The sequence below is a fragment of the Olsenella phocaeensis genome, from assembly GCF_900120385.1.
GTDB classification, from domain to species: Bacteria; Actinomycetota; Coriobacteriia; order Coriobacteriales; family Atopobiaceae; genus Olsenella_I; species Olsenella_I phocaeensis.
In genome coordinates this window covers 298,074-317,116 of record NZ_LT635494.1, presented here as the reverse complement: position 1 = coordinate 317,116, position 19,043 = coordinate 298,074, and the positions used below count along the sequence as shown (strand labels likewise).

Here is a 19,043-nt window from a genome sequence, read left to right as displayed (position 1 = left end):
GCAAACGTCAAGACTGTCTACTTCTCGCGAGACTCCAGCCAGTCGCGCAGGATCACGGCATGGTTCACCTCGGGGTCTTTTGCCGCATAGAGCAGCGTGACGACCTCGTGCGAGAGGAGCTCCGCGGCCAAGGCCGCCGCCTCGTCGCTCTGGTCGAGCTCCATGAGATAGCGAGTGCGGAAGCTCTGGAAGTTCTCCGCCTTGTGGGCGAACTCCTTGCGTGCCTCGTTTGAGGGTGCGAGACCCTTGGCCCAGAGGTCGGGATGCAGGCGCTCCTTGCTCATGCCGCGCGGCCAGAGCCTGTCGACCAGGACCCTGAATCCGTCCGACTCGCTCGCGTCCTCGTACACGCGCTTGATGCTGACCTGTGCCATGTTGCTGCCTCCTGACTTTGTCCACGAGCTTGTTGTGCCCGAGCCGACGCAGAGTATGCACTGCGGTAGAAAATGGACCGGATGTAAAGCCAGTCGCCGACTGCGCTCTGTATTACACAATGGAAGAGCCGGTACCATAAAAGAGGCAATCCCTAGGTACGCAGAGGAGACGGATCCGTGTCAGACATCGTCATCGACTGCACGATCAACTTCCTTTCCCTTAAGAGGGCACTGGGCATGACGCCTCCCGAATTCGCCGCAGCCTACGCATGGTTTCAAGAGCATGAGGGAAGCACAATCCCACGCCTGCCGATCGGTGACGATGCGCCAAGGGGCGTCGAGGTAAAGATGGCATCCCAAAGGGGCATCCATCACCCGAATTACAGACAGCTTCCTTCGAAGGGTGCTGGCAACCCCGCGTACGCCCTCTCGGTCCACTCGGAGGGGCAGCGGTATTACGCAGACAAGGACGTGATCTTCAGGCCTGAGGACGGAACGTGGACCCTGGACTACCAGGAGCATGCAACCGCCGAAGGCAAGAGGGATACCGACAAGTCAAACGAATTCCTCATGAGAAACCTAGAGGATGGGATACCCGTAGGCGTCATGGTCAGGGACAAGACACGGGGCGGATACAAAGTGCTGGGCCTGGCCTTTGTCGAACTATACAACGCAGAGACGGGAACCTTCACGCTCCATGGCCCCGTGAATGCACGGACGGAGCTCCAGGGCTCCTTCCTTGGGTTCCAAATGGATGAACTGACCAATGCGCAATCAAAAAGGGCCAGGCAGCTTTGCGTGGCGGATTTCGGCGAGGAGAAGGATCCGGAGGCGCGACGTTTCGTGAGGGCCCTGCAACGAGAGCGACAGTCGAAGTTCAGGCAGAGCCTCATTGCCGCCTACTCCGGAACCTGTGCGGTGTCCAGCACGGACGTGGTCGACGCCCTGCAGGCCGCCCATATTGATCCCTATAGAGGACGTCGCTCTCAGGTTGTTCAGAACGGAATACTCCTGCGCGCAGACATCCACCTTCTGTACGACGCCAACCTCATCGCGATAGAGCCCGAGACCCACGTCCTTCGCTTGGCGGATGCAATCAGGGGCTCTGTCTACGAACAGTATGCGGGCAGAGCAATCATGACCCCCAAAGACCAGGAGCTACGCCCCTCGGACGAACTCCTTAACAGGCACTACGAACAGTTCATTGCGACATGGAGTCATGCAGCCTAGAGCATTCGCTCAGCCACCAGTCGACGTCTTCCTGTTCCAGGACGCTTTCTAACAGGCTTACCACAAGGCTTGGGAGGAAGAGGTCGGCACCTACCTCAAAGGCAAACCGCACCCCAGAGTAGTCGACTCGACCTGTCCAAACGGAATTTTGGAACCAGGCAGACAGTTCGAGCTTGCGTCCCTTGAATGAAGTGTTGATGTAGGCGACCAAGGCGGCATCGTCAAGGTCCTGAAACGGAGCCTCCGGATTCTTGTCAATGACATCCCGGTAGGCTCCAATGGAAAAACTATGTTCTTCCGCCCATTCCCACTCCCTTTTCCTAGCTTCAGGTGACGGATACAGAAGGAATGGCTTCCGACTCCTATAACTCCTCAACGTACTCTCCCTTCGTCGTAACAAGTCTTTCACGACGGGGTGAGATCGTCAGATCCCCAATCCGACGAGTGGCGAAACGTAAAGTCTGTTTGTGTAGGTTTGAGATGTCGAGTCGACCTCAAAATGGACGGGAAGTGCGTTTGTGCAAGGAAGAGGACGCCCTTGATGCCGCCGGAGCTGTTTTTTTCCTTGCACAAACGCACTTCCCGGGTAGGTCGAGCACCCTTGGGGCATGCGAAGTCGACACAAACGCATATCCCATCCCCATCCAACGGACGGACCTCGGAGGGTCATGCGCGATGCGCCAGGCGCTCCGCCAGCCAACCTGCTATGAACCCGATGGCTGCCGGAAGGATCCAACCCATACCCAGACCCGCCAGGGGCAGAAGGTCAAACGGCAGCACCACGCCCTTCGCGAAGCCATCGCGAAGGGCCACGATCACGCTGTCCACGCCACAGAACGTGATGCAGAGCTTCCAAGCAACCACCTCGCCGTGGCCTTCCCCCCTCTGGACCAGCCCCATGACCACGAGCACGATGGCGATGGGATACAGGGCGGACAGCAGAGGCACCGAGTACTCAAGTATGGTCGTGAGTCCCACGTTCGCAAGCAGGCACGAGAGGGCGGCGATGGCCAGGGCCCAGCGTCTGTAGGGCATGAGCTCGTATTCCGTCGAGAAGTACTCGCTGATGGAGCAGATGAGCCCGATGCACACGTTAAGGCAGGCGAGGAGGAAGATCGCCGCCACAAGAACGCTCCCGGCACCCCCGAACTCCATCGCCGCCGCCGCGGCAATGACCTCGGCTCCATTGGTCGCGTCGGGTACCACGGACCCCATGGATGCTCCCAGGTATCCGAAGCCGCAGTAGATCGCCGCCATGCAGACCCCCGCGATGACACCGGAGCGCACAACCTGTCGCGCTATTCCCTCGGGACTCCGCACGCCGAGCTCTCTCACGTTCATGGCGATGACGTAGCCGAAGGCCAGGGCGGCCAGCACGTCCATGGTCTGGTAGCCATAGACGAAGCCCGCCACTCCCGCAACGCCGTCGTAGGGGGCGCTGGCCGTGGCAGCGGGAGTGCCCGGAGGAGACACGAGGGTCGAGGCGACGAGAAGCACCACGAGGACGATGAGCGTGGGGCCAGAGACCTTGCCCATGAGCTCGGTCAGGCGGTTGGGGTGCATGGCAAGGAGGTAGGCCGCGGCGAAGAACGCGAGCGAGAAGGCCACGAGGGCCGCAGATGCGGGGGTTCCCTCGGGAAGCAGGGGCCGGACCATCTCGAACGAGGTCGTGGCCGTGCGCGGAATGGCAAGGAAGGGACCGATGGCCAGGTAGGTCGCCGCCGCGAAGACCTTCGAGAAGATCGGATGGATGCGGTCGGCGAGCTTGCCGACCGTGCCAGAGAGCGCGATTGCTGCGATGGTGAGGACGGGCAGCCCCACGGCCGAGACGATAAAGCCCAGGAGGGCCTCGGGAGTCTGTGCGCCCGCGCGCACGCCCAGGAGCGGCGCCAGGATCAGGTTGCCGGCACCGAAGAACATCGAGAAGAGCGTGACGCCCACGACCAGGCCGTCGCGAGCCCCTAGCGCGCTCAGGCCCCTGTCAGATGCCAGCTGGTCTCTCTTCGCCATGACGGTCCTTTCGATTGGCCACTCAGAAGGTACACGGTGTATAAGAATAGCGTGTTTCTTGCATCCATTCCGAGACTCTCTCGATGACATTCGCGCACTACGGGGCGAACCAACCGGAAATCCGGTAGGTCCACCCCGTAGCACACACCAATTTTTCCGCACCTTGATGCAGGCATCAACCTGCCCGCACGACATCCCCCTCCCCTACAGCTCCCTCCCCTGGTAGAGCCTGCAGGAAATCTGCATGGAGAGCAGGTAGACCACGACGCAGGCAAGGACGCCGATGGGGGAGAGCCACCATCCGAGCGCGCCGACGACCCCCGTCAGCCCCGCTCCCATGCCCTGCAGCGTCTCATTCGGAAGCAAGGCCAGGAGTGAGGGAACCAGGCAGGGCAGGACGACAATCGCCCTCGCCCTGGCAGTCCCCCAGGCGAAGAGGAAGGGCAGCTGCAGGCTGAAGAGCAGGTGCAGCACCAGGTATGCAAGCAGCAGGAAGCCGAAGAGGCTCTCAAGGCCGAGCTCCCCCGAGACCCGTGGCATGAGCAGGGGGAGCAGCCTGGCGCAGAGCAGTGCCAGAAGGGCGACGAAGAGTAGCACGACCAGGCCGAAGAGGGGCAGGAAGAGGTAGCGCGAGCGCACGACGTCCCGCCTCGTGACGGGGAGCGCCAGCCTGCCCTGCTCCCAGCCGCTCGCCTCGTCGGCGCCGAAGGCCCAGCCGAGGGCAAAGTACATCGCGATGCAGAGCACGATGATAGGGAAGGCGACTATCTGGTCGATTGAGACGGTCGTCTCCCTGCCCGAGACGTAGTTAATCAGGAACGGGACGAAGACGACCAGCGCCGTCACCCACAGCATCTGGCGAAGCCTCCGCGCCATGAGGCAGAAATCCACGTACAGCAGAGACACCATCAGAACTCCTCCCCCCTGACGACGAGCAGCATGAGCTCGTCGATGTCCGCCGCGTCGCAGGCGAGCTGCGGGTAGGAGCGCAGGAACTCCGCGCGGTCGGGAACCAGCAGGTCATAGGACAGGTCGCGCCTCAGTACGCGGGCGCCGCCGCCCCGGAGGAGACCATCCGCGCGCACGCGCTCCAGCTCCGCCTCCCTCAGCCGGGCGATTCCCATCACGTCGTCCACGAGGTCCCTCTCGCACTGGAACACGACCCTTCCGTCGTCCACCATGAGGAGGTAGTCGGCGACGTGCTCGAGGTCACTCGTGATGTGGCTCGAGATCAGCGCGGAGCGGTCTCCCGGCTCCATCCACTCTCGCAGGATGCCCAGGACCTCCTCGCGCACGATGGGGTCGAGCCCCGCCGTTGGCTCGTCCAGGACCAGGACGCGCGCCCCCGTGGCGAGGGCGCAGGCCAGCTGCAGCTTCATGCCCATGCCGCGCGAGAGCTCGCGCACGCGCTTGCGGGCCGCGTGCGAGCGGTGCGGGCGCTCATCGTGCGGCAGGAGCCCCATGCGCTCGGACAGCTCCTGGAAGAGCCTCCAGTCGAAGCGCTCGTAGGCGAGGGCGTGCATGGTCGCCACCTGTGCCACGCTGAGCTCGCCCGGATAGGGGCAGGTCGAGCTCACATAGCCGAGCGCCCCCTTCGCCTCGCGAAGCTCGCCGGGACCCATCTGCGAAACGGGATGCCCGAAGAGCTCCACCTCGCCTGCATCGGGGGCGAGGCCCCCCGTGATCGCGCGCATGATGGTGGTCTTGCCCGCACCGTTCTGCCCCACCAGGCCCATCACCGACCCGCGGGGCAGGTCGAGGTCGATGTCCCTCAGCTCGAAGCCCTCGTAGGACTTGCAGAGCCCCCTCACCCTGAGGTCCGAGGGCTCCCCGCTCAGGTCCAGGGTGCCCAGCGCCAGCTTGCGTCCCATGTGTCCAGACATCAGCGACCACCCTCCTCCAGCACGAGGTCGAGCATCTCGTGCAGCTCGTCCGACCCGATTCCCGCCTCGCGCGCCCGTGCGGCGGCGAGGGCAAGCGCCTCCTCGACGGACCTCAGGCGCTCCTCGCGCAGCAGCTCGGGATCCACGCCCGCGACGAAGCACCCCTTGCCGGGCACGGTCTCCACAAGGCCCTGGGCCTCCAGCTCCGCGTAGGCGCGCTTGGTCGTGATGGCACTGATCCTGAGGCTGGTTGCCAGGTTGCGTATGGAGGGCAGAGCCTCTCCCGGCTCGAGCGAGCCCTGGACGATCTGGGACCTGACCTGCGTGGCTATCTGCTCGTAGATGGGTGTCCCCGAGGAGTTGGAGAGCACGACCTCCATCCCGTCTCCTCTCTGCTCATACTGTATATATACAACATATACAGTATGAGCAGAGAAAGTCAAGGGCGATTTTGGAGAAGGTCCTCTCGCCAGCGGACCCATGCGGGGTGCAACCCGTACACAACTCGCCCCAGATGACGACTTTCTGTCACCTGGGGCGAGTTCTGAACGACCAAGTGAGAGGGGCGCCAGAACCTACGCAGCAAGCTCCCTCACGGCGGCGATGGCCACGTCCACCTCGTCCTCCGTGTTGAAGTACGAGAAGCTGAAGCGGACCACGCCCTGCTCGACGGTGCCCAGGGCGCGGTGCATGCGCGGGGCACAGTGCGCCCCCGGCCTGGTGGCGATGCCCCAGCGCTGCGAGAGCTCGTCCGAGACGGCGGAGGAGCTGTGGTCGCGGACGTTGAGGGCGACGATGGCACAGCGCTCCGCTTGGCCGAAGTCCCCGTAGACGCGGACGCCGTCCACGGAGCGGACGCCCTCCCAGAAGCGGCGCATCAGCAGGCCCTCGCGCGTGCGGACGACCTCCACGCCAAGCTCCTCCAGCCATCCCAGGGCGGCGGAGAGGCCCGCGATGCCGTGGTTGTTGAGGGTGCCGGCCTCCAGGCGGGTGGGGTACTCGTCGGGCTGCGACTCGAGGAAGGACTTGACGCCCGTCCCGCCCACCTTGAGCGGGGCGACGTCGACGCCCTCCGCAAGGCAGAGGCCGCCCGTGCCCTGGGGACCCATGAGCCCCTTGTGCCCGGTGAAGCAGACCACGTCGGCGCCGAGCCTGCCCATGTCGACGTCGTGCGCGCCCGCGGTCTGGGAGGCGTCGAGGACCACCAGGGCGCCGTGGGCGTGGGCCACGTCGGCCACGCGCCTGACGTCCACCATGTTGCCCGTGACGTTGGAGCCGTGCGTCACGGCGACGAGGCGAGTTCCGTCGACCACCAGACGCTCGAGCGCGTCGTAGTCGAGCCTCCCCTCCCCGTCCGCCCCGGCGAAATCCAGGCGCACGCCGCGCTCGTCGCGCAGGCGATAGAGCGGCCTCAGGACCGAGTTGTGCTCGAGGTCGGTGCTCACCACGTGGTCGCCCGGGCGCACCAGGCCCATGAGCGTGACGTTGAGGGCCTCGGTGGAGTTTGAGCAGAAGGCGACGTGGTCCGCGCGGGGACAGCCGAAGAGCCTGGCCAGGCGCTCGCGCGCCACGTAGTCCGCCCTCGTGGCAACGAGCGAGGCCTCGCTCGTGCCGCGAGATGCGTTGCCCATGCCCTGAAGGGCCTCGACCACGGCATCCACCACGACCTGGGGCTTGCGCATGGTGGTGGCGGCGTTGTCCAGGTAGATCACGGCTTCCTCCTCATACGGGTCGCCCCGCCCCCGGATGGACCGCGAGCGGGGCGACGACTGCTCGTTGCATGCCTGGCTAGGGCCTGACCACGTGCGAGGCCTCCATCTGGCGCTGGGCGATGACGTACATGTTGGTGACGTCGCCCACCTGGAGCTTCTCGGCGATGCCATAGAAGTTGAGGCAGGTGCCGCAGCTCAGGACCTCGACGCCGGCATCCACGAGGGCCTTGATGTCCTCGATGGAGTCGGAGCCCTCGGTGGTGAGCTTGACGCCGCCGTTGTAGAACAGGACGCACTTGGGGAGGACCTCCTGCTGGGTGAGGGCGTAGATGAAGCCCTTCATGAGGGTGCGGCCCAATTCGTCGGAGCCCTCGCCCATGTGGTCGGCCGTGATGGCCACGACCACGCCGTTGCCGGGCGCGCAGCAGGCGTAGTCCGCGGGGTCGGCCTCCTTGGCGGCCTCGGCGGCTCCCGCGCCAACCTGGATGCTCACCTGCCAGCTGCCGTCTCCCTTGTCCTCGACCGAGGACGCGAGGCCCTTCTCGCCCGCGAACTTCTGGAGGTTCTTGACGGCCGTGGGGTTGTCCACAGAGGTGACGACGGTCGCGCACTCGGCCGCTGCGGCCACGGCCTTCATGGTCTTGACCACGGGGATGGGGCAGGCGTCGCCGATGGCGTTGACGTCGATGATTTCCTGGCTCATGTGATGCTTCCCTTCTTGGGACCAGAGTCCCAGCGTCTTGCGAAAGACAACTTGCCTACTAGCCCGCTTGCCTACTTGACGACCCTGACGAAGGGCTCCCCCTCACCGCGGGTCACGAACTCTCCCACGCGTGCCGCCGAGACGCCGGTCGCGCGGATGCGCGCCACCAGCTCGTCAGCCTGCTCGGGCGGCAAGGCGAACATCAGGCCGCCGGAGGACTGCGGGTCGAAGACGACCTCGGGAACCTCCTCGGCAAGCCCCTCGTCCACCTTCACGCGGTCCTTGAAGTAGTCCTCGTTGCGGTAGGCCCCGCCGGGGACTATTCCCATGCGAGCCATGTCGGCCGCGCTGTCGAAGAGCGGGACTGCCGAGTAGCTCAGGCGCGCCGTGACGCCCGCGCCCTCGGCCATCTCGCAGAGGTGGCCCGCCAGGCCGAAGCCCGTCACGTCGGTGCAGCCGTGCACGTCGAAGTCGCGCGCGACCTCGGCCGCATACTTGTTGAGGGTGCTCATCTCCTGGTACAGCTCGCCGAGCTCGGACTGCTCGAGCAGCTCGCCCTTGACGGCCGTGTTGAGGAGCCCCGAGCCCACGCGCTTGGTGAGCACGAGGGCATCGCCCAGGCGCGCGCCGCCGTTGGCCAGTACCTCGTCGGGACGCGCGAAGCCCATGACGCACATGCCGTACTTGGGCTCGTCGTCCGTGATGGTGTGGCCGCCCGCTATGGTGCAGCCCGCCTCCATGGCCTTGCTCGCCCCGCCCCTCAGGATCTCTTCCGCGACGCTCACGTCGAGGCAGTTGGGGAAGCAGAGCAGGTTCATGGCCAGGGTGGGCGTGCCTCCCATGGCATAGACGTCCGAGAGAGCATTCGCTGCGGCGATCTGGCCGAAGAGGTAGGGGTCGTCGACCATGGGCGGGAAGAAGTCCACGGTGCTGATGAGCGCCGTGTCGTCGCTCACCTTGTACACGCAGGCGTCGTCCGAGCCGTCATAGCCGATGAGCAGCCGCGGGCTGAACGTGTTGGGTAGGTCGCTCAGAACCTGAGCGAGGGCACCAGGTGCCATCTTGGCCGCTCAACCAGCCGCCTTGGTCATCTTGGTGAGCTGGACCTTCTTTGCCGTCATGGCTGCCTCCTCCCCCTGCTCGTGCGCGGGGCGGCATGTCCGCCGCCAAAGGCTCCCGCGCGTAGAATGTCCTGGACCACGGCGCCCCTGGGGCACCCGTCCACGGAACCTCACCCCAGGCCGGCACAGGAAGGAACGACATGCCCCTCTCCGCTCCCAAGGATACCCTCATAGTAGCGTTCGACCGCACGACCGACGCGATGGCGATGGAGGCCGCCTGCAGGCGCGACGGCGTACCGGGCAGGCTCATCCCCATGCCGCCCCAGATATCCGCCGGCTGCGGCATGGTCTGGAAGGCGGACCCCGCCGACGAGGCCCGGGTCATGGGCGAGATGCGGGAGCTGGGACTCAGCCCCAGCTCCCTGCACCGCATCAGGGTCTAGGCGAGAGGGCCATCCGCCACGGGCCGTCCCGGGCGACCACCTGCGGCGGCAGCGCGGCATCGCACCTAGGCCTTCGCCGGGGCCTCCTTCTGTCCCTCGCCGTCCCCTGCCTCGTCCGCCGCGAAGACGAACATGAGGTAGCGCACAAGTGCGTAGACGAGGATCAGCGTGGCGATGACGGTCTCGACCAGGACGGGCAGCTGCAGCCAGGGCGCGGGCGAGCCGAGCTTGGCCAGGCAGGCCATGGTCTGCTTCAGGGCCGTCGCCGTGATGACGAGGGGGAAGGTGTATGCCGCGAAGCTGGGGGCGAACTTCCTCGCCGCGAGCAGGCGGGGCAACTGGGTGAGCACGCCCAGGAAGATTACGCTGGCGACGACCTCCATGAGGACGAGGAAGCCCACGCTCTTGGGAGTCACGGACTGCACGTAGCCCACGACGCAGAGGCTCGCGGGAGCCGTGCAGATGCACAGCACCGGACGAGCGGGGACCGGCGGCTCACCCACGCGGAGGTAGCGCAGTGCCACCGCGACGGAGACGAGCACGAAGGTGACGACGCCGAACCAGAAGGCGACCGTCCCCACGTCGGCCCTGCCCATGGCGGGGGCGGTGATCGATGTCGCGACGATGCCCACATAGACGATGTACCAGCTGGGGAAGACCTGCTTCAGCTGGAAGTGCAGCACGTAGCGGGCGGTGAACCACACGATGAGCGCCAGGTGCAGGGCGAGGCCCAGGTACCAGAGGAGGTAGCCCAGGGGCTCAAGCACCGGCTTGGCGTAGCCCGCGAGCAGCAGGAGCGCCATGGGGAAGGTGCCCGCGATGCTGGCGAGCATGGGGTTGGCCATGTCGCGCCTGAAGTCCTCGGGGTACAGCGCGACCTTCGCCACCAGGACGATTCCCATCACGGTGGCGAGGATCCCGCAGACCATGCGGATGGGCTCGCCATAGCTCTGGAGCAGGTTTCCCAGGCCGACGAGGCCCAGCATCACGCCGGCGAGCGGCAGGGGGACTCTTCTAAGCAACGAAGGCCTCCCTCTTGACCGCGACGACGTCCTCGATCTTGAGGCGCTCGAGGGGCTCGCTGCCCTCGCCGTCGAGGTTGGTCACGCCCTCCTCGCGGCAGACGATGCTGGCGACCTTCCAGGCGCAGAGACCGGTGAAGTAGATGCACTGCTCCTTGTGGGCGCCCTGGCCCATGTCGAACTCGCGGGTGAGCACGCGGCAGCAGAGGGCATGCTTGCCGTTGTTGTCGCGGAACCAGTCGTGGAGCTCGTGGGTGAGGCTCATGCACCTGACGACCTTGGGGTCCTGCGGGCCGTTCTGCTCGGTGCGCCCGTAGAGCAGGCCGAGGGCGGCAACGCCCCCGTTGGCCGCGCCGCACATGCAGCCGGACTTGCCCACGCCCACCGACATGCCCGAGACCATGGTGATGACCTGCTCGGACACGTCGAGCTTGAAGCAGTCGCGAATGGCGCACATGACTGCCTCGTCGCAGAAGTAGCCGCCCTTGTAGTAGCCCTCCGCCAGGCGCTGGACCTCGTGGGGGCTCACCTCCTGCACGTTGATCCTGACGTTCGTAGCCATGATGAAGCTCCTCTCCTTGAACGCTCTGTATGGCTATGCGTCACCTAGGCCCGAGGGGCTGGGATTCACCGGGTTCGCATGTCAGCTACAAGATGTCTCGAAGCGCCTCTAGCGCGGCATCCACCTCTTCGGCCGTGTTGAAGTAGCCGAACGAGAAGCGAATGGTGCCGCTGGGGTAGGTCCCCAATGTCTTGTGCGCGGACGGGGCGCAGTGTAACCCCACGCGGACCATGATTCCATAGTCGGAATCCAACTTTTTTGCGACGGTCGCCTCGTCGTCGCCAGGCGTCTGGATGGACACGACGGCGGTGCGTCCCTCGCTGCCACGCCTTCCGACCAGCCTTGCGACGCCCCTCTCCTCCAGGGGGGCCAGTCCCTCCATGAAGCGTTCCGCGAGCGCCATCTCGTGCCGATGGATGGCGTCGATGCCCGTCTTTGCGATCCAGCCCAGGGCGGCATGCAGGCCAAAGATGCCCGGCAGGTTCTGGGTGCCCGCCTCCAGGCGGTCGGGCAGGAAGTCCGGAAGCTCCTCGCTGTGGCTGACGCTCCCCGTGCCGCCAGAGACGAGGGGCTCGAGCTCCAGGCCCAGCCCCTCGGCCAGCACGAGCCCGCCTATGCCCTGGGGACCCATGAGGCCCTTGTGGCCGGTGAAGGCCACGGCGTCCGCGTGCAGCTCGCCCACGTCTATGGGGAGCACGCCCGCGGTCTGCGCGCTGTCGAGGAAGAAGCGGATGCCGTGCTCCCGGCAGAAGGCGCCCAGCTCGCGTGCGGGCATGACGGTGCCGCAGACGTTGCTCGCGTGCGTCATGACCAGGGCGCGGGTGGCGGGGGTGATGCAGGACTCGAGCGCGTCCAGGTCGAGCGCGCCCTCCCCGTCGCAGCGGGCGCGGGTGAAGCTCACGCCCTGGCGCTCTAGCTGGCGCAGGGGACGCATGACGGCGTTGTGCTCCATGGAGGAGACGATCACGTGGTCCCCGGGTCGCAGGTAGCCCTTGAGCAGGACGTTGAGGGACTCGGTCACGTTCTTCGAGAAGACCACGTTGGCGCAGTACGAGCCGCCGAAGAGCCTGCAGAGTCGCTCGCGCGTCTCGAAGACGACCTGCTCGGTGCCATAGGCACCCTGGTAGGCTCCGCGTCCCACGTTGGTGCCCTGTACGCGTGACGCTGGCGGGAAAGGTTCAGCAAACTCAAACATTGTCAGCATACGGTAAAAAATCGTTATTCGTCTACAAAGACAACGCTCGTGAGAAGACGGCGGAAAGGAGACGAACGTGGACGCAAAGAGTGAGAAGACGGCGATCGTTGTGGGAGGCGCGGTGATCGGCGTCATCGCGTCGCTCCTCGTGTACTTCGGCAACCCCGGCAACATGGGCTTCTGCATCGCCTGCTTCATGCGCGACACCGCAGGTGCGCTGGGGCTTGACTCCGCCGCAGCGGTCCAGTACATCCGCCCCGAGATCATCGGCCTGATCCTGGGCAGCACGGTCATGGCCGTCGCGAACAAGGAGTTCGCCCCCAAGGGTGGAAGCGCCCCCGTCACCCGCTTCGTCCTGGGCATCGCCTGCGGCGTCGTCTTCCTCAACCGCGGCTACAGCCTGGCCCGCTCCCACAAGATGGGCGTCGTCGAGGGCTCCGTCATGCCCGTCATCGCCGTCGTGCTCCTGGTGCTGGCCATCGCCGCCCCCGAGTTCATCCACTTCACCGAGGCGGGCAAGGGCCCCGGCGCACTGCACGCCGCCCTGGGCATCAGCCTCGTCGCCGGCCTGGTCGTCGGCGCCATCGCCCAGCGCACCCGCCTCTGCATGGTGGGCGGCATCCGCGACCTGATCCTCTTCCGCGACAACAAGCTCATCCTGGGCTTCGTGGCCATCTTCGCGGCGGCGCTCGCGACCAACCTCGTCCTCACCGCCGCGACCCCCGGCACCTTCTTCAAGCTGGGCTTCGCCGAGCAGCCCATCGCCCACACCGACGCGCTGTGGAACGCCCTGGGCACCTTCCTGCTGGGCCTCTCCTGCGCGCTCCTGGGCGGCTGCCCCCTGCGCCAGACGGTCCTCTCGGGCGAGGGCAACTCCGACAGCACCATCACCATCCTGGGCCTCGTCGCCGGCGCCGCCTTCTGCCACAACTTCGGCCTCGCCTCCAGCGGCTCCGGCCCCACCTTCAACGGCATGGTCGCCACGGTCCTGGGCATCGTCGTGGTCCTGGCGATCGCCTATGCCAACAGCCTCTCGCGCAGCGAGTAACCCACGCAGCACGTGCCAGCGCGCCCGGTCGCGACACAGCTCCGACCGGGTCACAGCCTAAGATAGGAGAACCATGAAGACCATTGACGCACGCGGGCTTTCCTGCCCCGAGCCCGTCGTACTCACCCGCAACGCCCTGCGCGACGAGGCGGAGCTCGAGGTGCTGGTCGACAGCCCCGCCCCGCGTGAGAACGTCTCGCGCTTCGCAGCCATGCGCTTCCGCGGCCTCTGCCAGAAGGCGGGCTGGGAGGTGGAGCTCATGCCCGTGCCGCGCTCGCTCAGCAGCAGCTGCGGCACCTGCGCGAGCTATGTCCCCGGCACCGAAGGCGCGCTGCTGCCTGCGGGTGCGCGCGAGGACGAGCTCGAGCTCGTAGCACAGGCGAAGGACGACGGCTTCGAAGTCCTCTGGAGGCACGAGGGCTAGGCGGCGCGACAGCACGTCCGGGCCCCTAGCGGCCCATCTAGCCTAACCAGGCATTTCGACGCACCCGATCTTGCAGTCGTGGACAGAATCGTCATAGGAATGCCCCACATGCGTCCACGAACGCAAGATTCGTCCATGGCAAAGGTCCACCTATGCAATTCGGCCCGGTCAGGCGAGAGCAAGCTCGCTCGACCGGGCCGCGCACGTACGATGCCGGAACCTCCCCTACTCTCCCAGCGTCAGGAGCAGAGCCATCTTGAAGCGCTTGTCCGCGCGCACGTAGTGGCGTCCGCCCGCGTCGAACTTGAAGTTCTCTCCGGCGTGGATGAGGTGCTCCTCTCCCTCGTAGCCGATGGTCGCCTCGCCGTCCAAGGCAAAGACGATGGCCTCTCCCGGAGCGGAATGCTCGCTGAGCCCCTGACCCGCGTCGAAGCTCATGAGGGCGAGCTTCATCCCCGTGTTGTGCGCGAGGTCCATGTTCACGATCGACCCGTCCTGGTAGGGCAGGAGGTTGGCCAGCCTGAGGACCTCCCCCGCCTTGAGCACCTCGTTCATCTGCGCTTCCCTTCCTACGTTCACCTCTACGTACCCGCACCCGACCCCCGTCCGCACGCCCACGGGCACGTCGACGGGCGTGACGGCGAGCTCGCCGGCCCCGAGGGTGGTCGCCTCTCCCCCACTGACATAGAGCTCGAGCGAGCCGCCCTGCACGAGCACCAGCTTGGGCGTCGTATAGCTTTCCGCGCTGATGTCCGTGCCCGCCGCGAGGGCGAAGCCCAAGGGCGCACCGTCGGGCCGTGCGAGCTTGGAGGAGACCGTGCATCCCGGAGGGGCCACGAGCTCCTTCGCAAGCGAGAAGGTCCTACCTGCCTCTATGTCCATGTGCCTCAGCTCCCATATGACTTGGCTCCCTGGTCTTTCCGCACGCTGGGAGTCTGCCCGTTTCGCGCCAAATGATACGTTGACAGGGGCATATTTTTCGCACTCAGCCCGGGCGCGCGGGGCGCGGGCCAAGCCCTATCGCGGCAGTCACGCCGGCAGCTCCCCCGCCTCGATGCACTTCTGGGGACACGACCTTTGGCAGCTGCCACAGCCCATGCAGGCGTCCGTGATTCGAAAGCCCCTCTCACACACGGCGCCACCGCCCAGGGCCAAGCTCTGCCTGAAGACGGGCTCGTGACCCAAGTCGAAGAGCTCCAGCTCGCCGGAGTCGAGGAAGAATGCCTCGAGGACGTAGCAACTCTCGCCCGGATACACGCCCTCCATGGAGGGGTTCTGCTCGAAGATGCGGTCTATCGTCTGCCTCTGGAGGGCATCGGGAAGGCGCTTCGCCTCGCCACTGAGGCGTACGAACTGCCACTGTCCGTTGAGGCCGGCTATCGCCACCTGCGGGAGGCGCAGCAGCTGAGCATGGAAGTCCTTGCCGCGCGCGGTGCAGAAGTAGAGCCTGCCGTCCTCCACGAGCATCACGTCTATGACGCGAACCTGTGGAAGTCCCCTCTCGTCCACCGTCGCGAAGCAGACGTCCCGCATGTCCCTCAGCATCTGAAGCAGCTCCGTGGCCTGTATCTCTCCCCCGTTCCAAGGTCCTCCCCTGGGTACGATTCTCCTGCCTGCGCGTCGTGGCGGGAAGTAGGCACCTTTGGGTAAGCATGAGAGAGAGAATCGGTCGCGTCGAGGGCGGCGGAGCCGGCGAAACCCATGGAGAGGGACCTTCGGCGTGACGGTCCAGGTCGTGACGGACCTGCAACGCGCCTAGAAGACGCGCCTCTTCTTGAGCAGCCACATGATGAGCACGCAGACAAGGGCTGTGACGACGCAGATTATGGTGAAGCCATGCGTCACGTTGGCGAGCGGCATCCACTCGTCGCTCACGTTCATGCCATAGAAGCCCGAGACGATGGTGGGGATGGAGAGGACGACCGTTATCACCGTGAGGCGTCGCATCACGTCGTTGAGGCGCAGGTCCATGACGGACGACATGAGGTCGCGCGTGCCGTCGATCACGTTGCGGTAGATCTGGGCCATCTCGAGGGCCTGCTGGTGCTCCACGATGGCGTCCTCGAGGAGTTCGTCCAGGCCCTCGTGGCGCAGGAGCCGCGGGCAGCGCCTGAGCCTTCCCAGGGCGTTGGCGTTTCCCTGCAGGGAGGTGAAGAGGTACACCAGCGAGGACTCGAGCCCATGGAGGGAGAAGAGGTCGGCCTCGCTGATGGAGCGGTCCATGCGGCCCTCGAGCGCGAGGCGACGACGGTCGATGTCTGCCAGGACCTGCTGGTAGAAGACGCCCAGGCGCAGGAGGATGGTGCAGACGAAGCGACTGTGCCTCCAGGTGGAGAAGCCCCTCACCTTGCCGGACGAGAAGTCGTCCAGGAGCGCGAAGCGCTCGGAGCAGATGGTGATCACGTTGGACTTGGTGAGGATGATGCAGAGGGGCACGGTGTTGCGGGCGCGCTCGCCGTGGGTCTCCCCCGCCGAGGGGACGTCGACGAGGATGAGCAGGGAGTCGTCCTCGTACTCGTACTCGACGCGCGCCTTCTCCTCGGGGTCGGTGGCAGCGAGGACGTCGTCGCGCTCGAGGCCGAAGGTCCTAGCGACGAGGTCGACCTCGTCGAGCGTGGGCGCGCAGAGGCGGACCCACGCGCCGTCCCCCATGTCTTCCACGCGGGAGGTCACGCGATTCTCGGTGCGATATGCCTCGATCACGCTTCCTCCCCCGGACTCACGGCCTGGCCCCTGCATCCAGTCGAGCCTAGCACAGGACGCGCCCCCGACCGGAGATGCTCCGACAGGGGGCGCGGCGGTCGGCTGCGAGCGAGCAGTCGGCCATTCTCGTTCGCCCAAGGCCAGTCGTGTCCGTCCGAGGGCTACCCCTGCCCACCCATGCCGAAGGCGTAGCCCGTCATGGCCATGGACCCCAGGTTGATCTTGTGGTTGAACACTAGGGGCCTCTCGCCCTCCGCGGCACCCATCACGAAGGGCAGCGGGAGGAAGTGGTCCGGCGTGGGAACGGCGTAGTCCGCGTCGGGGAGGCTTGCGTACGAGAGGACCGCGTCGTCGTCGCGCCCCTCGACGGCCGCGGTGACGCGGGCCTCGAAACGCTGGGCCTGGGGCGTGCCGCCGGGGTTGTGCCAGTCGGCCTCGTAGAGGTTGTGGACCACGTTGCCGGAGCCCATGACGAGGTAACCCTCGTCGCGGAGGTGGGCAAGCCCTTGGCCCAGCCGGTAGGCGTAGCGGGCGTCCTCGTCGCCGTTGACGGAGATCTGGACGACGGGGATCTTTGCCCCCGGGAACATGTGGACGAGGGGCGCCCAGGTCCCGTGGTCGATACCCCAGCTGTCGCTCACCGCGACCTCGATGCCCTTGGTGGCAAGGACGGCGTCGGTGAGCGCGCGATGGCCCGAGGGCTCGTACTTGAGGGCATAGAGCTCGTCAGGGAAGCCGTACATGTCATAGATCTGGCGGGGCCTCTCGACGCTTTGGACCCAGCTTCCATGCGTGTACCAGTGCGCGGACGCCATGAGGATGGCCCTGGGCGTGCCAAACTCCTCGACCACCCTCCGGCCCAGCTGTGACATGCCCTCCGTGAGCTCGTCGTGACGCAGGGCGATCATGGGGTCGCCGTGGCCCACGAAGATGGCGGGCATCCTTCTGCGTCCGGTGTACGCAGCGGGCTCGGTCGTGGCCGCGTTGGGCGTGGCCTCCGCCGCACCGTTGGGCGTGGCCTCGTTTCGTGCTGTCATGATTCCTCCCTCTGCCCGCGACCGTCGTCACGGGCCACCTTGCTCAGAAGCAGCCAGAGCTGGCGCTTCTCGCCTTCGTCCAATGCAGAGAACCGCCTGCCGATGGCCCCCATCACCCGTGGGTAGGTCGCGCGCACGAGGGTGCGGCCCGCCTCGGTGAGGCTCACCATGTGCACGCGTGCGTCCGTGTCGGAACGGCCCAGGCTCACCAGTCCGTCGCGCTCGAGGTTGCGTGCCACGAGGGGCACGTTGCCCTGGGTGCCGAAGATGGCCGCCTGGATCCCGCCCATGGAGAGGGGACCGTGCGCGTCCAGCGCCTCGAGCACCTCGAACTGGGTGAGTGTGAGGCCGGAGGGACGGACCTCCGCCGCGCTCTCGCGAAAGATGCGGTTGCGGGCCCTGCTCAGGGCAGCGAAGAGGTAGTCGTCGGCGCTTGGCATGGATGGTCACGCTCCCTTCGGACTGGCCGGATTCCGTTGGCTGGTGTCCTTCTCTTGTCGACCGGTGTTCTTCTCTTGTCGACTGGTGTCCTTCTCCCCCGAACGCGGCAATTTATACCTAACTAGTTGTTTCAAGGGAGAATTGCCGCCCTTCTCCCCGTTCTCTATGCAACTTCCTGACTCTGACGCGCCTCTCCCCCGTTCTCTATGCAACTCTCTGACTTCGTCGAGGCGTCAACTGGCCTTTTGTTAGGGCAATTTCAGAGAAAGGCATAGAGAACGGAACTGGGAGCAGGAGCTGGGTGCGGAAGCAGGAGCTGGGGGGCGGGGTTGGACGGGATGACGGTGAGCGGCATGGAGCTGAGGGATGGAGTGGAGCTGGGGAGCGCGTCGAGAAGAGCGGCGCCGGGGTCGAGCGAGTGGTCAGCCCAGATGCCAGGTGTGGTCGGCGGGGAGGCTGTGGCCCAGCACGAGCTCGACGTTCCTGCTGTCGCTCCTCTGGTAGTGCGCCTCCGCCTCCTCGGACGTCGACCCGCCCGCTACCTTGCGTGCCACGAGCCGGCGGTGCAGGACCTCAGAGTCCTCCCGCAGCATGACGGAGACGTCGCAGAGCGCGCGGAGCCCACGCCAGCCCGGCTCGTCCAGGAGCAGGTAGTTGCCCTCCACGAGCACGACCTCGCTCTCGACCCAGGGCCCCTCCGCACAGACGTCGTGGGTCGCTCGGCTGTAGCTAGGCCAGCGCAGGCGCTCCCCCGCCCTGAGGCGACACAGCGTCGCCTCCAGCGCCCCCACGTCGAAGGTCTGTGGCGCGCCCTTTACGCTCCTCAGGGACGGGGCGGCGGGGTCGTCACCCACATGGCGCGCGTCCAGCCAGGCGTTGGGGCGGTGGAACCCGTCCATCCCCAGGGCATGCAGGGGAGCCAGTCCCTCTCGCCCGGAAGAAAGCTCCTGGAGGAAGCTCGCGAGCGTGGACTTCCCCGCGCCCGGGGGCGCCACGAGGAAGGCGACGACGCGCCCGCCGCGACCACGGGCCTCCTCACGAAGTCTCGTCAGCTCGCGCAGCAGGGGGAGAAAGAGACCCTCCACGTCCTCGCGCGCATAACTCGCGAGGACCTCCTGGTCGTTTATGAGGAGGGGCAGCTCGACTCGAGGACCGCCCTTTCCCCTTTGTGACTCTGGCGAGAGCAACGACATCC

22 protein-coding genes are annotated in these 19,043 nt (G+C 66.1%); 4 read left to right on the top strand and 18 right to left on the bottom strand.

All coding sequences use genetic code 11. The features are described 5' to 3' along the window. Window positions 1-17: 17 nt before the first annotated feature. The gene (locus tag BQ7388_RS01450) at window positions 18-374 is read right to left on the bottom strand and encodes a DUF488 domain-containing protein (protein ID WP_072499605.1); all 357 of its coding nucleotides are present in this window, start codon (window positions 372-374) and stop codon (window positions 18-20) included. A 177-nt stretch (window positions 375-551) separates the two neighbouring features. On the opposite strand from BQ7388_RS01450, the gene BQ7388_RS01445 reads away from it, so the two are divergent. Further along, window positions 552-1,604, top strand: a complete 1,053-nt coding sequence (locus tag BQ7388_RS01445; RefSeq protein ID WP_072499604.1) for an HNH endonuclease — start codon at window positions 552-554, stop codon at window positions 1,602-1,604. Here BQ7388_RS01445 and BQ7388_RS01440 read toward each other — a convergent pair. The 8 genes from BQ7388_RS01440 to selD all read right to left on the bottom strand — a co-directional run bounded on the left by BQ7388_RS01440 (window position 1,576) and on the right by selD (window position 9,033). Next, window positions 1,576-1,980 (bottom strand): hypothetical protein, encoded by a 405-nt coding sequence (locus BQ7388_RS01440; RefSeq protein ID WP_072499603.1) that lies wholly within the window; start codon window positions 1,978-1,980, stop codon window positions 1,576-1,578. The genes BQ7388_RS01445 and BQ7388_RS01440 overlap by 29 nt on opposite strands. A 290-nt stretch (window positions 1,981-2,270) precedes the next feature. Next, the gene (gene brnQ, locus BQ7388_RS01435; protein ID WP_083558170.1) at window positions 2,271-3,614 is read right to left on the bottom strand and encodes a branched-chain amino acid transport system II carrier protein; all 1,344 of its coding nucleotides are present in this window, start codon (window positions 3,612-3,614) and stop codon (window positions 2,271-2,273) included. A gap of 204 nt (window positions 3,615-3,818) precedes the next feature. Beyond that, on the bottom strand, window positions 3,819-4,523 hold the full coding sequence (locus tag BQ7388_RS01430) for an ABC-2 transporter permease (protein WP_072499602.1): 705 nt from the start codon (window positions 4,521-4,523) through the stop codon (window positions 3,819-3,821). Then, entirely contained in the window at window positions 4,523-5,497 is a 975-nt protein-coding gene (locus tag BQ7388_RS01425) for an ABC transporter ATP-binding protein (RefSeq protein ID WP_083558168.1), read from the bottom strand. The genes BQ7388_RS01430 and BQ7388_RS01425 overlap by 1 nt, the downstream gene beginning before the upstream one ends. Beyond that, window positions 5,497-5,877 (bottom strand): GntR family transcriptional regulator, encoded by a 381-nt coding sequence (locus BQ7388_RS01420; RefSeq protein WP_072499601.1) that lies wholly within the window; start codon window positions 5,875-5,877, stop codon window positions 5,497-5,499. Before BQ7388_RS01420 ends, BQ7388_RS01425 begins: the two co-directional genes overlap by 1 nt. Window positions 5,878-6,072: 195 nt before the next feature. Continuing rightward, window positions 6,073-7,209, bottom strand: coding sequence for an aminotransferase class V-fold PLP-dependent enzyme (locus BQ7388_RS01415; RefSeq protein ID WP_072499600.1), 1,137 nt, complete (start codon window positions 7,207-7,209; stop codon window positions 6,073-6,075). Between the two features lie 76 nt (window positions 7,210-7,285). After that, the gene (gene yedF / locus BQ7388_RS01410) at window positions 7,286-7,912 is read right to left on the bottom strand and encodes a sulfurtransferase-like selenium metabolism protein YedF (RefSeq protein ID WP_083558166.1); all 627 of its coding nucleotides are present in this window, start codon (window positions 7,910-7,912) and stop codon (window positions 7,286-7,288) included. A gap of 71 nt (window positions 7,913-7,983) precedes the next feature. Beyond that, window positions 7,984-9,033, bottom strand: coding sequence for a selenide, water dikinase SelD (gene selD, locus BQ7388_RS01405; RefSeq protein ID WP_083558164.1), 1,050 nt, complete (start codon window positions 9,031-9,033; stop codon window positions 7,984-7,986). A gap of 140 nt (window positions 9,034-9,173) precedes the next feature. On the opposite strand from selD, the gene BQ7388_RS01400 reads away from it, so the two are divergent. After that, window positions 9,174-9,416: a putative Se/S carrier protein gene (locus tag BQ7388_RS01400; RefSeq protein WP_072499598.1), complete on the top strand. Its 243-nt coding sequence runs from the start codon at window positions 9,174-9,176 to the stop codon at window positions 9,414-9,416. Window positions 9,417-9,481: 65 nt separating this feature from the next. Here BQ7388_RS01400 and BQ7388_RS01395 read toward each other — a convergent pair whose 3' ends face one another. The 3 genes from BQ7388_RS01395 to BQ7388_RS01385 all read right to left on the bottom strand — a co-directional run bounded on the left by BQ7388_RS01395 (window position 9,482) and on the right by BQ7388_RS01385 (window position 12,195). After that, window positions 9,482-10,438 carry a TDT family transporter gene (locus tag BQ7388_RS01395; RefSeq protein WP_072499597.1) on the bottom strand — a complete coding sequence of 319 codons (957 nt, stop codon included), beginning with the start codon at window positions 10,436-10,438 and terminating at the stop codon, window positions 9,482-9,484. Continuing rightward, a complete protein-coding gene (locus BQ7388_RS01390) occupies window positions 10,431-11,000 on the bottom strand; it encodes a C-GCAxxG-C-C family protein (protein ID WP_072499596.1) in 570 nt (189 codons plus the stop codon). Before BQ7388_RS01390 ends, BQ7388_RS01395 begins: the two co-directional genes overlap by 8 nt. 85 nt (window positions 11,001-11,085) lie before the next feature. Beyond that, window positions 11,086-12,195 carry an aminotransferase class V-fold PLP-dependent enzyme gene (locus tag BQ7388_RS01385; RefSeq protein WP_268794025.1) on the bottom strand — a complete coding sequence of 370 codons (1,110 nt, stop codon included), beginning with the start codon at window positions 12,193-12,195 and terminating at the stop codon, window positions 11,086-11,088. 76 nt (window positions 12,196-12,271) lie between these two features. Here BQ7388_RS01385 and yedE point away from each other — a divergent pair, with 76 nt between their 5' ends. Further along, window positions 12,272-13,243, top strand: coding sequence for a YedE family putative selenium transporter (gene yedE, locus BQ7388_RS01380; protein WP_072499594.1), 972 nt, complete (start codon window positions 12,272-12,274; stop codon window positions 13,241-13,243). A gap of 73 nt (window positions 13,244-13,316) precedes the next feature. Next, the gene (locus BQ7388_RS12805; RefSeq protein WP_072499593.1) at window positions 13,317-13,667 is read left to right on the top strand and encodes a sulfurtransferase TusA family protein; all 351 of its coding nucleotides are present in this window, start codon (window positions 13,317-13,319) and stop codon (window positions 13,665-13,667) included. A gap of 225 nt (window positions 13,668-13,892) precedes the next feature. Here BQ7388_RS12805 and BQ7388_RS01370 read toward each other — a convergent pair whose 3' ends face one another. From BQ7388_RS01370 to BQ7388_RS01345, 6 genes are all read right to left on the bottom strand, one after another. Next, a complete protein-coding gene (locus BQ7388_RS01370) occupies window positions 13,893-14,549 on the bottom strand; it encodes a cupin domain-containing protein (RefSeq protein WP_072499592.1) in 657 nt (218 codons plus the stop codon). 147 nt (window positions 14,550-14,696) lie between these two features. Then, window positions 14,697-15,212 carry a pyridoxamine 5'-phosphate oxidase family protein gene (locus tag BQ7388_RS01365; protein ID WP_234946754.1) on the bottom strand — a complete coding sequence of 172 codons (516 nt, stop codon included), beginning with the start codon at window positions 15,210-15,212 and terminating at the stop codon, window positions 14,697-14,699. Between the two features lie 210 nt (window positions 15,213-15,422). Further along, window positions 15,423-16,370, bottom strand: coding sequence for a magnesium transporter CorA family protein (locus BQ7388_RS01360; RefSeq protein WP_072499590.1), 948 nt, complete (start codon window positions 16,368-16,370; stop codon window positions 15,423-15,425). A 161-nt stretch (window positions 16,371-16,531) separates the two neighbouring features. Beyond that, the gene (locus tag BQ7388_RS01355) at window positions 16,532-17,407 is read right to left on the bottom strand and encodes a dioxygenase family protein (RefSeq protein WP_083558159.1); all 876 of its coding nucleotides are present in this window, start codon (window positions 17,405-17,407) and stop codon (window positions 16,532-16,534) included. Next, window positions 17,404-17,847 (bottom strand): MarR family winged helix-turn-helix transcriptional regulator, encoded by a 444-nt coding sequence (locus BQ7388_RS01350; protein WP_009279213.1) that lies wholly within the window; start codon window positions 17,845-17,847, stop codon window positions 17,404-17,406. Before BQ7388_RS01350 ends, BQ7388_RS01355 begins: the two co-directional genes overlap by 4 nt. A 423-nt stretch (window positions 17,848-18,270) precedes the next feature. Then, a complete protein-coding gene (locus BQ7388_RS01345; protein WP_072499589.1) occupies window positions 18,271-19,041 on the bottom strand; it encodes a nucleoside/nucleotide kinase family protein in 771 nt (256 codons plus the stop codon). Window positions 19,042-19,043 lie beyond the last annotated feature (2 nt).

Bases quoted from the DNA above. Each gene is read 5' to 3' on its own strand.
- BQ7388_RS01450 (WP_072499605.1), bottom strand. From the start codon at position 374: ATGGCACAGGTCAGCATCAAGCGCGTGTACGAGGACGCGAGCGAGTCG.
- brnQ (WP_083558170.1), bottom strand. From the start codon at position 3,614: ATGGCGAAGAGAGACCAGCTGGCATCTGACAGGGGCCTGAGCGCGCTA.
- BQ7388_RS01430 (WP_072499602.1), bottom strand. From the start codon at position 4,523: ATGGTGTCTCTGCTGTACGTGGATTTCTGCCTCATGGCGCGGAGGCTT.
- BQ7388_RS01425 (WP_083558168.1), bottom strand. From the start codon at position 5,497: ATGTCTGGACACATGGGACGCAAGCTGGCGCTGGGCACCCTGGACCTG.
- BQ7388_RS01420 (WP_072499601.1), bottom strand. From the start codon at position 5,877: ATGGAGGTCGTGCTCTCCAACTCCTCGGGGACACCCATCTACGAGCAG.
- yedF (WP_083558166.1), bottom strand. From the start codon at position 7,912: ATGAGCCAGGAAATCATCGACGTCAACGCCATCGGCGACGCCTGCCCC.
- BQ7388_RS01400 (WP_072499598.1), top strand. From the start codon at position 9,174: ATGCCCCTCTCCGCTCCCAAGGATACCCTCATAGTAGCGTTCGACCGC.
- BQ7388_RS01390 (WP_072499596.1), bottom strand. From the start codon at position 11,000: ATGGCTACGAACGTCAGGATCAACGTGCAGGAGGTGAGCCCCCACGAG.
- BQ7388_RS01385 (WP_268794025.1), bottom strand. From the start codon at position 12,195: ATGTTTGAGTTTGCTGAACCTTTCCCGCCAGCGTCACGCGTACAGGGC.
- BQ7388_RS12805 (WP_072499593.1), top strand. From the start codon at position 13,317: ATGAAGACCATTGACGCACGCGGGCTTTCCTGCCCCGAGCCCGTCGTA.
- BQ7388_RS01370 (WP_072499592.1), bottom strand. From the start codon at position 14,549: ATGGACATAGAGGCAGGTAGGACCTTCTCGCTTGCGAAGGAGCTCGTG.
- BQ7388_RS01365 (WP_234946754.1), bottom strand. From the start codon at position 15,212: ATGCTGAGGGACATGCGGGACGTCTGCTTCGCGACGGTGGACGAGAGG.
- BQ7388_RS01355 (WP_083558159.1), bottom strand. From the start codon at position 17,407: ATGACAGCACGAAACGAGGCCACGCCCAACGGTGCGGCGGAGGCCACG.
- BQ7388_RS01350 (WP_009279213.1), bottom strand. From the start codon at position 17,847: ATGCCAAGCGCCGACGACTACCTCTTCGCTGCCCTGAGCAGGGCCCGC.
- BQ7388_RS01345 (WP_072499589.1), bottom strand. From the start codon at position 19,041: ATGTCGTTGCTCTCGCCAGAGTCACAAAGGGGAAAGGGCGGTCCTCGA.